General features: G+C 57.2%; 11 protein-coding genes and 1 pseudogene. 3 read left to right on the forward strand and 9 right to left on the reverse strand.

Annotated elements, in window-relative coordinates; genetic code table 11:
- The first annotated feature begins 47 nt into the window (after positions 1–47).
- The 3 genes from cmoA to ACGI6K_RS15730 are packed head-to-tail and all read left to right on the forward strand — an operon-like array spanning position 48 to position 1,986.
- Positions 48–791, forward strand: coding sequence for a carboxy-S-adenosyl-L-methionine synthase CmoA (cmoA, locus tag ACGI6K_RS15720; RefSeq protein WP_376948468.1), 744 nt, complete (start codon positions 48–50; stop codon positions 789–791).
- On the forward strand, positions 788–1,747 hold the full coding sequence (gene cmoB / locus ACGI6K_RS15725; RefSeq protein WP_376948470.1) for a tRNA 5-methoxyuridine(34)/uridine 5-oxyacetic acid(34) synthase CmoB: 960 nt from the start codon (positions 788–790) through the stop codon (positions 1,745–1,747). Before cmoA ends, cmoB begins: the two co-directional genes overlap by 4 nt.
- Positions 1,748–1,776: 29 nt before the next feature.
- Positions 1,777–1,986 (forward strand): DUF2905 domain-containing protein, encoded by a 210-nt coding sequence (locus ACGI6K_RS15730; protein ID WP_376948472.1) that lies wholly within the window; start codon positions 1,777–1,779, stop codon positions 1,984–1,986.
- Here ACGI6K_RS15730 and pdxJ read toward each other — a convergent pair.
- From pdxJ to ACGI6K_RS15775, 9 genes and pseudogenes are all read right to left on the reverse strand, one after another.
- On the reverse strand, positions 1,983–2,729 hold the full coding sequence (pdxJ, locus tag ACGI6K_RS15735; RefSeq protein WP_376948474.1) for a pyridoxine 5'-phosphate synthase: 747 nt from the start codon (positions 2,727–2,729) through the stop codon (positions 1,983–1,985). The two genes, ACGI6K_RS15730 and pdxJ, sit on opposite strands and share 4 nt — an antisense overlap.
- Entirely contained in the window at positions 2,722–3,414 is a 693-nt protein-coding gene (recO, locus tag ACGI6K_RS15740; protein ID WP_376948476.1) for a DNA repair protein RecO, read from the reverse strand. The genes pdxJ and recO overlap by 8 nt, the downstream gene beginning before the upstream one ends.
- Before the next feature lie 211 nt (positions 3,415–3,625).
- Positions 3,626–5,032, reverse strand: a complete 1,407-nt coding sequence (locus ACGI6K_RS15745; RefSeq protein ID WP_376948478.1) for a polysaccharide lyase family 7 protein — start codon at positions 5,030–5,032, stop codon at positions 3,626–3,628.
- Between the two features lie 1,179 nt (positions 5,033–6,211).
- Positions 6,212–7,114, reverse strand: a complete 903-nt coding sequence (gene era, locus ACGI6K_RS15750; protein WP_376948480.1) for a GTPase Era — start codon at positions 7,112–7,114, stop codon at positions 6,212–6,214.
- Complete coding sequence (rnc, locus tag ACGI6K_RS15755) at positions 7,107–7,796, reverse strand: ribonuclease III (protein WP_376948482.1); 690 nt, start codon at positions 7,794–7,796, stop codon at positions 7,107–7,109. Before rnc ends, era begins: the two co-directional genes overlap by 8 nt.
- A pseudogene (locus ACGI6K_RS15760) lies at positions 7,793–8,159 on the reverse strand (DUF4845 domain-containing protein). Before ACGI6K_RS15760 ends, rnc begins: the two are co-directional and overlap by 4 nt.
- Positions 8,160–8,251: 92 nt before the next feature.
- Positions 8,252–9,103: a signal peptidase I gene (lepB, locus tag ACGI6K_RS15765; RefSeq protein ID WP_376948484.1), complete on the reverse strand. Its 852-nt coding sequence runs from the start codon at positions 9,101–9,103 to the stop codon at positions 8,252–8,254.
- A 4-nt stretch (positions 9,104–9,107) separates the two neighbouring features.
- The gene (gene lepA, locus ACGI6K_RS15770) at positions 9,108–10,907 is read right to left on the reverse strand and encodes a translation elongation factor 4 (RefSeq protein WP_376948486.1); all 1,800 of its coding nucleotides are present in this window, start codon (positions 10,905–10,907) and stop codon (positions 9,108–9,110) included.
- A 148-nt stretch (positions 10,908–11,055) separates the two neighbouring features.
- Positions 11,056–12,477 carry a DegQ family serine endoprotease gene (locus tag ACGI6K_RS15775; protein ID WP_376948488.1) on the reverse strand — a complete coding sequence of 474 codons (1,422 nt, stop codon included), beginning with the start codon at positions 12,475–12,477 and terminating at the stop codon, positions 11,056–11,058.
- Between the last annotated feature and the right edge of the window lie 8 nt (positions 12,478–12,485).

Raw genomic sequence — 12,485 nt, forward strand, 5'->3', positions numbered from 1 at the left:
CACTCTTGGCTAAAATACTGCGCCTTGCCCCCAGTTTCGGAAACCCTGTGAAGCACTCTTTCGACCGTCTCTTCGCCAGACCACTCGCCGAAGTGCCGGACTTCGCCTTCAACGAAGACGTGGCCCGGGTGTTCCCGGACATGATCAAGCGCTCAGTGCCGGGTTATCCGACTATCGTCGAGAACATCGGCGTGCTCGCCGCGCAATTCGCCCGGCCCGGTACCCGCCTCTACGATCTCGGCTGCTCCCTCGGCGCCGTCAGCCAGGCACTGCGCCGCCATGTGAAGAGCGAAGGTTGCCGGGTGATCGCGGTGGACAACTCGCCGGCCATGCTTGAGCGCTGCCGCGAATACCTGCATGCCCAGGACTCCATGTTCCAGGAACTGCTGCCGGTGGAAACCGTCGAGGCGGACATCCTCGCCTTGGCGCTCGAGCCGGCTTCCCTGGTAGCGATGAACTTCACCCTGCAGTTCATTCCGCCGGAACGGCGCCTGGAACTGCTCGGCCGCATCCACCACAGCCTGTTGCCGGGCGGGGCGCTGATCCTCTCGGAAAAGCTGCGCTTTTCCGATGCCGAGGAGCATGGCCTGCTCGGCGACCTGCATCTCGCCTTCAAGCGAGCCAACGGCTACAGCGAACTGGAGATCGCGCAGAAACGCAGCGCCATCGAAAACGTGATGAAGCCGGACAGCCTCGAGGAGCATCGCCAGCGCCTGCTAACTGCCGGCTTTCGCAAGGTGGTGCCTTGGTTCCAGTGTCTCAACTTCGCCTCGCTGATCGCCCTGCCATGATCGACTTGTCCCCGCTCGTCCGCCGCCTCGCCGGCACCCCTCTAGCCGCCTGGGCCGACAGCCTTCCGGCCGAGCTGGACGAACGGCTGACCCGCAGCCATGGCGACCTACAACGCTGGAAGTCGGCATTGCAGGCCCTACCCGCATTGACGGCTGAGCGCATCGAGCTGAATGGGCGGGTGAGCCTGAGCGGTACTTGCCACGAAGAGACCCGCACAGCCCTGCGCCAGGCCCTGCTCGCCCTGTCGCCCTGGCGCAAGGGTCCCTTCGAGCTGTTCGGCGTATTCGTCGATACCGAGTGGCGCTCGGACTGGAAGTGGCAGCGGGTCGCTCCGCATCTGGATCTGCGCGGCCGGCGCATCCTCGATGTCGGCTGCGGCAATGGCTACTACATGTGGCGCATGCTCGGCGCCGGTGCCGACTGCGTGATCGGCATCGATCCCAACTGGCTGTTCTTCTGCCAGTTCCTCGCGCTCCGGCATTACCTACCGGAACTGCCCGCCTGGCATCTGCCCCTCGCTCTCGAGGACCTGCCGGAAAAGCTGGAAGGCTTCGATACGGTGTTCTCCATGGGTGTGCTCTATCACCGTCGCTCGCCGATCGACCACCTGCTAGCGCTCAAGGATTGCCTGAACTCGGGGGGCGAACTGTTGCTGGAAACCCTGGTGGTCGACGGCGATGTCGGCACCGTACTGGTACCAGAAGACCGCTACGCACAGATGCGCAACGTCTGGTTCCTGCCCTCGGTGGCGGCCCTGGAACTGTGGCTGCGCCGCGCCGGCTTCGTCGAAGTGCGCTGCGTGGATGTCGCCGTCACCTCCGTAGAGGAACAACGCGCCACCGAATGGATGACTTTCCAGTCTCTGCCAGACTTTCTCGATCCAGCCGACCGAAGCAAAACGGTCGAAGGCCTGCCCGCACCAACCCGTGCTGTGCTGCTGGCCCGCAAGCCCTGAACCCGTTCCCCCTCACCGGCAGGAGGCGAGTGTATAGCCGCTGGCTGATGATCCTCGGAGCGGCTCTGCTGCTGCCCGGCATCGCGCTGCAGCATGCCTCCTGGCTGTTCAGCTGGTTCGGTCGCCTGCCGGGCGATATCCACATCGAGACGGAGCGCGGCGGACTCTTCATCCCCTTCACCTCCATGCTGCTGATCAGCCTGGTGGCGAGCCTGTTGTTCAATCTGTTTCGCCGTTAGCGACGTGACGCGGCGCCCACCATCAGCAGCTTCATCTCTTGCACTGCTGCCTTGAAGCCGACGAACAGGGCATGCGCGACTATGGCATGACCGATATTCAGCTCGTGCATGCCCGGAATGGCCGCCACCGGCTCAACATTGTGGTAGTGCAGACCATGGCCGGCATTGACGATCAACCCATGACTCAGGCCGTACTCCACGCCATCGCGGATGCGCGCCAACTCGCGCGCCGTCTCCGCCGGGGTGTGCGCATCGGCATAGCGTCCGGTGTGCAATTCGACGGCCGGTGCGCCGATGCGCGCAGCGGCCTCGATCTGCTGCGGTTCAGCGTCGATGAACAGTGACACCTCGCAGCCGATACGCGCCAGGCGCTCCACTGCGGCACGAATGCGTGCCTCCTGGCCGGCGACGTCCAGCCCTCCTTCGGTGGTCAGCTCCTGGCGGGTCTCGGGGACGAAACAGGCGTGCGCCGGGCGGATCAGTTCGGCGAAGGCGAGCATCTCTTCGGTGACGCCCATTTCGAAGTTCATCCGCGTCTGCAGCACCTCCTTGAGCACCCGCACATCGCGCTCCTGGATATGCCGGCGATCCTCGCGCAGATGCACGGTGATACCATCAGCCCCGGCCTCCTCGGCATCCAGTGCGGCCTTGAGCGGATCCGGATAGCGGGTGCCGCGGGCCTGACGCAGGGTCGCCACATGATCAATGTTCACGCCGAGCAGAATACGGTTGGCTTCAGTCACGGGAAGACTCCTTGAGATTCGTGAAGAGTTCGCGGCTTACCAGCGGCCGACCGCCGAGATGAGGCACCAGGGCTTGGCGCATCAGGCGCTTAGCCGCGGCCAGAGCACCGGGAAACCGCCAGTCGGCCTCAGCCATCGCCAACAGTTCGCCACCATTGAATAGGCCCGGCTGCAACTGGTCGACGGGCTCCAGTCCGACATCCGGCAGCAAGCGGTAGAGCCTTCGGACCTGCACGGACTGGCCGTTCAGATCGCGATCCAGGGAAAAACCATAGCCCAGCTCCACCAGCAGGCGCCATTCGAAGGCGCGCAACAGCGGCTCCAGCGGACGCCCAGCAGCCAATGCATCGAGGGTCAGGGAGTAATGTTCGAACAGGGACGGAAAGGGATCTTCAGGAGGCAAAAGACGGATCAACAACTCGTTCAGGTAGAGCCCGCCGAACAGGCTGGTGCCAGTCAACCAACGGGGAGAGCCGTTGCTTTCCAGGCGGGCGACGCTCTTCAGCTCGCTCCGGCCGCGCAATACCAGCTCCAGCGGTACGAAGGGTCGAGCCAGACTGCCAGATTTGCCGCGCGCGGAACGCATCGCAGCACGCAGTCTCCCTTGCGGGGTGAAGAAGTCCGCCAGCACGCTGCTTTCCCTGTAGGGACGGCTATGCAGGATAAAGGCAGGTTGGCTGGTCATTGTGAGGGTAGGCAGGAAAGATCCATTTCCTGCCTCTTTCCGGCTCTAGCAGTCTGCTGAAAAACCCCTTGGCCAGCATGAAGCAGCGCTTTTTCAAGGGGAGACGAGACATTTTACACTGGATCTTGCCCATCTTTCACTCTGAATCAGCGAGTCGAATAAACTCATGACACTGAAACGAGGTCTTTTTCAGCAAGCAGCGAAATAGCCGTCAGACAATCAGCGCGCTGGTATCCGTCACGCTGTCATCGACACCGACAACCGTCACCAGAGTGACATCTGCGGCAGACCCCTTAGCTCCGTCGGCATCGACGTGCACTTCATAAGTATTATCGGTAGTTTTCTCAAAATCGATGAATCCATTGGATTTCAAATCTTTCAAAGACATGTCATCACCGCCTCGGGAGAAATCCTCCACCAGTGAGGAAATATCAATCACATCTCCCGAACGGAAGTCGGTAATGGTGTCACCAGCGTCTTTGAGGCTGGTGAATACAAACTTGTCCGCACCGCTGCCACCTTCGAGCAAGTCTTTACCAGGCCCGCCCTGCAGCACGTCATCGCCGGCAGTACCATAGAGCTTATCGTCACCGGCATCTCCGTACAGCTTGTCGTTACCGCTATTCCCATGCAACTCATCGTTGCCGTCACGGCCATATAACTTGTCATCCGCACCATTTGCACGGATGACATCGTTCTCTTTGGTTCCGGTAAGGGAATTGGCCTTATTGTCACCCTTCAGGGTTGCAGAAGTCGAGGAAGTCGAACTGGAACTACCGGTAGTGCTGCTGGACTGGCTCTCGGTGTCAGTCGCGGAGCTAGGCGTAGTGCTGGTGCTGGTGCTGGTGCTGGTGCTGGTGCTGGTGCTTTGCGTAGTCTGCTCCTGCAGACCGGCAAGACCGCCACCACTGGTATGAGCGAAATCCAAGCCGTAGAAGGATACCTGAGCGTTACCCGAGCCGCTGCTGTCATTGACGCCCAAGTAAGCCCCAGCCTTGAAGTAAAACTTATCCGACTGCCAGACGGAACTGATATTGCTGGTCGAGGTGTATGTATTGCCATCGGCATGGACTTCAACCGTAAGCTCATCACCCTTGGCATCGATCTTGTAGGAGAACTTCTCGTTCAAGGACACATTGGGCTCATTGCCATTGGCGTCCTTGAGAGCGAAAGTCGTCTCGGTATTCTTAGAGCCGGCTCGGTCGTTTACAAAATAAACCTTCCCGTTTTCATAATAAAGACGGACAAGTTCCTCGTCCTGACCATGAATCTGGCCAACGACCACCCGACCCGGGCTGCCATCGGACTTTTGCGGAACCTTGTCCACCTCGAGGGTTGCCGTCATGGTGCCACCCTCGCTGAGCTTCCAGGCGGCACGCTCGCTCCCGTTCATCTCGCGCAGTTCGGAACGCGGATACTTGGAGCCGCTGGTCGTCGCACCATTTACCATGGCAGAGAAAACCATGGCCTTATCAGACGCATCGTAAAAATAGTTAGAGTTCTCATACCCCACAAGATTCTCTACTTCCACGGCTACACCGCTGGTGCTGCCCTTACTATCAACCGGCAAAGTGAGTTTCCAGTTGCGAAGGTCGAAATAATCCGAGTTGTAAGCCATCTTTCCTCTCAATTAATAATTTGCTCTGATCACATCCCGTGACATTGATTGAAAACACCAAGTCGGGCAGCAGGCCATAACCCCAAATTCAAAAGGGCAAAAAGTGAACTACAAGCCCAGCTAAACCGACCGGTTCGAGACAGCCACCCAGAAAGGCGGCAATACTGGACAATCCGAACGAGGTTTCGTACAGACTCACTCGGTCCGGCTTGAAAACAATCAGGCTACTTGGCAACCCGACAGAATAAATTAGGTACTGCCATTACCCCCCAAAGCCCAGTATCCGGCACAGAGGTACCTCGGGCTTAACCCGACGAGAATACTTGCAGAATATATTGGCGCATGCGTGAAAGGCCCTGCAGCCAAGATCGTACAAGTGTACCTGCCGAATAAATCGCATATGCTGCCGAGTTTAAAGCACGCAGCAAATGGCAAGATCGTCTTGTATCGCTATACCTCTGGCACACCCCAGTGGCATTGAATACTCGAAAAATTTCGAGCATAGCTAGCCCGTCTCCAGCCTCTAGAACAGGCAAGAAATCATCGTGATCAACACGAAACGAAACGACCGACTGTAAGTCCCTATAATTGAAATATCGGGCCGAATATCCGGCAAAATTCTTTCACATAATTTTCAACAACCGAAGCACACTTACCCCTAAAACGCCATCGATTCTGAACAACTTTCCCGCAGGATTCCAGTCCATTCGTCGCTTCGCTTAAGCGAGTCGATATAGGACAACAGATAGATAACTATATCGTTATGAAAAATACGAAATTCAACGAGGCTCGAACGAGAGAATGAGCAAAGAATATAGCCGACAATGATACCATTAGGCCATAAATATTTCGTATATGTCACCATTTGCTTTCCAATGAAACATCGGAAATTACAACTCAATTTGGGAAAGTAATAGGGAGAATATGTGGGAGATTTGCGCCTAATTTGGCGCGGCTTCGATTGCGGGAGGAGAATCGTCGCATACCCCTGTAGCCCTGTCTGGAATGGGGCTACAAGACGTACGGATTCAAAGGCAAAAGGCCACCATGTGCCAGCATGCCGCAGGGCCTCCAACACGCATAAGGAGGAATGGGGAAAGGGGGAACCGAACGAGAAGAGAACAAGAAAGTTTCGCCTAATGGCAAGGAGCCCCTTGCGGGTTGTTAAGCAAGAAAGGATTAGCTATCGCGATATCCCAACGAATGAAGGGCCCGCTCATCATCGGACCAACCGCCCTTCACCTTGACCCATAGGTTAAGCATGACCTTGGAATCGAAAAGAACCTCCATGCCCTGGCGAGCCTCCTTGCCAATACGCTTGATCCGTTCGCCCTTCTCTCCAATGATGATTTTCTTCTGCCCCTCGCGCTCGACAAGGATCAGCGCATGGATATGCAGAACCTGCCCCTGCTGCTTGAAGTCCTCGATTTCCACGGTGACCTGGTAGGGCAACTCGGCTCCGAGCTGGCGCATGATCTTTTCCCGCACCAGTTCGGCGGCGAGAAAGCGGCTGGAGCGATCGGTGATCTGGTCTTCCGGGAAGAAATGCTCGCCCTGCGGCAAACGCCCGGCGACCAACCGCTCCAAGGTATCCAGATTGTGTCCGTGCAATGCGGAAATAGGTACGATTTCGGCATTGGGCAATTGCTGCGCCAACCATTGTAGATGCGGCAGCAACTCAACTTTATCCTCGAGGCGGTCAGCCTTGTTCACCGCAATCAGAACCGGCCCCTGCATATATTGAAGACGATCGAGCACCAATTGGTCCTCTTCGGTCCAGCGCATGCGATCGACCACGAAGATCACCACATCGACATCCTTCAGCGCAGCCGAGGCGGTCTTGTTCATATAGCGGTTGAGTGCCTTGTCGTTCTGCTTGTGCAGGCCGGGGGTATCGACATAGATCGCCTGCACGTCGCCTTCGGTCTTGATACCCAGCATGTTGTGACGAGTGGTCTGCGGCTTGCGCGAGGTGATTGCCAGCTTCTGCCCGAGAATGTGGTTGAGCAGTGTGGATTTGCCCACATTGGGGCGTCCAACGATGGCCACGTAGCCACAGCGCAACGAATTTTCCTCAGTCATTGCCATTCTCCACTCCAAGGGCCACCAGCGCCGCCGCTGCCGCCACCTGCTCGGCGATGCGACGACTGGCCCCCTGGCCATAAGTTTTGTCGTTCAGCAGAGCCACTCGGCATTCGACGAAGAACGTCCGGCAATGCGGCTCACCCTGGATGTCCACCACCTCATAACGGGGCAGCTCGCAAGCCCTGGACTGGAGAAATTCCTGCAGGCGGGTTTTGGGGTCCTTGTTGGTGTCGACCAGGGTCAGGCTATCCAATTCGCCGGCCAGCCAACCCAGGACACACTCGCGCACTGTATTCAGACCAGCGTCGAGGTAGATGGCCCCAATCAATGCCTCGAGAGCATCGGCAAGAATGGATTCACGCCGAAAGCCGCCGCTTTTCAGCTCACCGGAGCCAAGCCGCAGATGGTCACCGAGATCGAAGCCACGGGCCAGCAAGGCCAGAGTTTCGCCCTTGACCAGCCGGGCCCGCAGACGCGACAGCTGCCCCTCCTTTGCCTGAGGGAAGCGCTCGAACAAGGCCTCGCCAGCGACGAAATTGAGGATGGCATCGCCGAGAAACTCCAGCCTCTCATTGTTTCGACTGGCAAAACTGCGATGAGTCAGCGCCAGGAGCATCAGATCCTGGTTCTTAAAAGTATGGCCGAGCTTGCGCTCAAGACGGTTCAGGGATGCGCTCACGGTATGGATACACGGAATTCTTTGTCGACATTCACCACCAGATCGAGATTCTCGATCAGGAGCTCGCGCTTTTCGTATTTTAGATGAGCACGGAACTCATTGTTTTCCAAGGTCATGTTCAACACATCCTGCAGATTCAAATCCCACAGAGTTTGTCGACCTGCATACCCTTGCTGACATGGGTATAAAAGTCTCCGCTGCTGCGGGCCTCGCCGGCTCGATCCGTTTCGATGGCAGTGATGATCCTCTCCATGGACATATAGTCGAAATAGCGAGGAATCATCTTGAATATCGTACTGGCGAAAAATGCCACCACAGCCAACCCAGTATCGACAGGCCTTTCCGCGAATGAGGGAGTTTCATGCTCAATCTCTTTCGTCCAGCCACTGACCGTGAGACAGCCTACAGTCCAGCAGCCCCACTGTGCCGACGAATACCGCACATTTGTCGAGCAGTCAGTGGATCAGACCAACACGCGCGAAATTCGGCAAATTCTGCAGCTTGGGCTCCGGCCAGCTCATCCAGACGGCGAAGGCTTTGCCGACGATGTTCTCGTCAGGAACCATGCCCTGCATCTCGTCAGCAATCAACGGATCGTTCCAGTAACGGCTGTCGTTGGAGTTATCGCGATTATCGCCCATCATGAAGTAGTGCCCCTCCGGCACTACCCATTCATGCGAGGGCTCGGCATTGCGCCTGCTTTCCTTGCGGATCAGGTGCTCGACATCTCCGAGCTGCTCCTTGTAAAGCACTGCATTGCCCAGAACCCCGGGCGCCTTGCCCAGTAATTGCTCGGGAATCGGGGCTCCATTGATGAACAGGCGCTTGTCGCTGCCATAGCGGATATGATCACCCGGCAAACCGACTACCCGCTTGATGTAATTGATGCTCGGATCGCTGGGGTAGCGAAACACCATCACATCGCCACGTTGCGGCTCACCTACTTCGATCACCTTGGTATCCAGGACGGGCAGACGAATCCCGTAGGCGAATTTGTTCACCAGAATGAAATCACCCACCTCAAGGGTGGGCTTCATCGAACCCGACGGAATCTGAAAGGGCTCTACCAGGAAAGAGCGCAGGACAAGCACTATGGCTAGGACCGGGAAGAACGACTTGCCATATTCGACCAGCAACGGCTCCTTGTTGAGACGGTCCACCACACTCTGGTCAGGCTGGCCGACACTGCCCTCGTACTCGGCAACCGCCGCCCGTCGGCGCGGCCCCAGCACAAGCAGATCAAGCAGGACCAGTGCACCGCTGATCAGTACTGCTAGCACTAATAATAGAGGGAAATTGATCGACATAGAGCTAACTATCTACCTTGAGCACAGCAAGGAAAGCTTCCTGTGGAATTTCGACACTACCAACCTGCTTCATCCGCTTCTTGCCGGCCTTTTGCTTCTCCAGCAATTTGCGCTTACGCGTCACATCGCCGCCATAGCATTTTGCCAGGACATTCTTTCTCAGCGCCTTGACCGTGGTCCGTGCCACTACCTGTCCGCCAATGGCGGCCTGGATGGCCACATCGAACATCTGCCGAGGAATCAGCTCCTTCATTTTCTCGGTAAGAGCCCGCCCCTTCTGGTGAGCCTTGTCGCGATGCACGATGAGCGCCAAAGCATCGACCTTGTCGCCATTGATAAGGACGTCCAGCTTGACCAGATTAGCAACCTGAAAGCGATCAAAACTGTAATCCAGCGAGGCATAGCCACGGCTGACCGACTTCAAGCGGTCGAAGAAATCTAGTACCACTTCGTTCATCGGCAGGTCGTAACTGATCTGGACCTGGCTACTGAGGAACTGCATGTCGCGTTGGACACCACGCTTCTCGATGCACAGATTGATGACGTTACCCAGATGTTCCTGCGGCACCAGAATATTGGCGCGCACGATCGGCTCACGCATTTCGGCAATGGATGCTAGGTCCGGTAACTTCGACGGATTGTCGACACATATCGTATCGCCATTCTTCAGCAGAACTTCATAGACCACCGTCGGCGCTGTAGTGATCAGATCCAGATCATATTCGCGCTCCAGGCGCTCCTGGATGATTTCCATATGCAGCATGCCAAGGAAACCGATGCGGAATCCGAAACCAAGCGCATCCGAACTTTCCGGCTCATACTGCAGCGCAGCATCATTAAGCGTCAGTTTCTGCAATGCCTCGCGGAAATCTTCGAAATCATCCGAGCTGACCGGAAACAGTCCTGCATAGACCTGCGGCTTGATTCGTTGGAAACCTGGCAGCATATCCACATCGGGAGTGCTCGATAGCGTCAGGGTGTCGCCTACCGGTGCTCCGTGAATGTCCTTGATGCCGGCGATGATGAAACCCACCTCACCCGCCTTGAGATCAGGCATCTCAGTGTGCTTTGGGGTGAAAACCCCAACGCTGTCCACCTGATGGACCTTACCGGTGGACTTCACCAGAATCTTGTCACCCTTCTTCACTCGGCCGTGCTTGACCCGCACCAGCGAAACCACGCCCAGGTAGTTGTCGAACCAGGAGTCGATGATCAGCGCCTGCAGCGGCGCTTCGATTTCGCCTTGGGGCGAAGGAATGACCCGGACCAGATGTTCAAGCACATCGGGCACACCCATTCCGCTTTTCGCGCTGCACAAGACCGCATCGCCGGCATCTATGCCGATGATGTGCTCGATCTCATCCTTGACCCGCTCGGGCTCTGCCTGGGGCAGGTCCATCTTGTTCAGCACCGGCATCACCTCCAACCCCTGCTCGATGGCCGTATAGCAATTGGCGACCGACTGGGCCTCTACCCCTTGACCGGCATCCACTACCAGCAGGGCCCCTTCGCAGGCAGCCAGGGAACGGCTGACTTCGTAAGTGAAGTCGACATGGCCGGGCGTATCGATAAAATTCAACTGATAGGTCTTACCGTCCTGCGCCTTGTAATGCAGGGTCACGCTGTGGGCCTTGATCGTGATGCCACGTTCGCGCTCAAGATCCATGGAGTCCAAAACCTGAGCCTCCATTTCCCTCTCGGAAAGGCCGCCACAGATCTGAATGAATCGGTCTGCCAGTGTCGACTTGCCATGATCGATATGGGCAATGATGGAGAAATTGCGGATATGACTGAGGTCACTCACAGTTCAGCACTCGAAAAGGCTCGGGCGGGCCAGCCGTCAAAATGGCCGGAGAGTTTAACTGATCAATATTACTAGCGTCACGCATTACCTCTCTTGACAGGCATGAAAAGAGGGCGGTTTCACCGCCCTCTTTTCATGTCCGGGAACCTCACTCGGCCAGTTTGAAAGTGATGAAACTGGCACGCCCCTGGCGCAGCACCCTCATGGATACCGACCGGCCTTTTGGCAACGCACCAGCCACTTCGGCAAAGGTCTTCGCCGAGTCGATCGGCTGATTGTTCAAATGGGTAACCACATCGCCAGGCCGCAGTCCGATCAATGCGGCCGGACCGTTCAGCACTTCGTGAATGACCACACCACCCTTGATATCAAGAGATTTCTTCTGCTCAGCCGTCAGTTCGGTGACCGTCACTCCAAGGCGATTGCTGCTCTGTTCCGTGCCCGCGATACTCGGCTGGACTCCATTTCCCTCCTCCGGCAAGGCTCCGACAGCGATAGCGATGTTCCTCCGCTTGCCGTCACGCACCACCTCGAGATTGGCTGTAGCCCCGGGTTTGAGCCCCCCAACCAGATGCGGCAGATCGGCCGACATCACGATAGGATGACCATCCAGGCTGAGAATGACATCGCCGACCTGCAAACCGCCCTTATCCGCCGGTCCATCCTCCAAGACTTGGGCGACCAACGCTCCGGCCGGCCGATCCAGGCCGAAGGACTCGGCCAGATCCTTGTTGACTTCCTGAATGATCACTCCCAACCAACCGCGAGCAACCTTGCCAGTGGCCTTCAACTGATCGGCCACGCCCATGGCAACCTCGATGGGAATCGCGAAAGACAAGCCCATGAAGCCACCCGACCGGGTGAATATCTGGGAGTTGATGCCTATAACCCGTCCATCCAGATCGAAAAGCGGCCCGCCGGAGTTACCGGGATTGATGGCCACATCGGTCTGGATGAAAGGAACGTAACTTTCGTTCGGCAGGCTTCGCCCCGTGGCGCTGATGATGCCCGCGGTCACGGAATGATCGAAACCGAAAGGGGAACCGATGGCTAGAACCCATTCCCCGACTCTCAATTGGTCGGTACGTCCCAGCTTGACTGTAGGGAGATTCGAACCCTTGACCTTCAACAAAGCCACATCGGTAAGAGGATCGGCCCCGACCAGCTCGGCCTCGAGCTCACTGCGATCGGACAAACGCACGATGATTTCATCGGCATCGGCTACCACATGGTTGTTGGTCAGGACATAGCCATCTGGAGAAATGATGAAACCCGAGCCCAGGGAGTGCGCTTCACGCTGTCGACCGTTGTCCGGATTACGCGGAAGTTGCGGAATGCTGCGCTCCAGGAACTCCCTGAAAAGCGGCGGAAGCCCCTCGAGATCAGGCAATCCCTGAACCGTGGAGCGATCGGGAAGTTTTTGCCGGGTACTGATATTGACTACCGCCGGCGAGGCTTCCTCCACCAGCGAGGTGAACTCCGGTAATTGCGCCTGCACGAAGAGCGACTGCCCGAGCAGCAGGGCACCTACCAAAACAGAGGCGAAGGACTTAAAACCAACCTTTGACATACTTCCTC

Source organism: Azorhizophilus paspali (assembly GCF_043587585.2).
Lineage (GTDB): Bacteria > Pseudomonadota > Gammaproteobacteria > Pseudomonadales > Pseudomonadaceae > Azotobacter > Azotobacter paspali.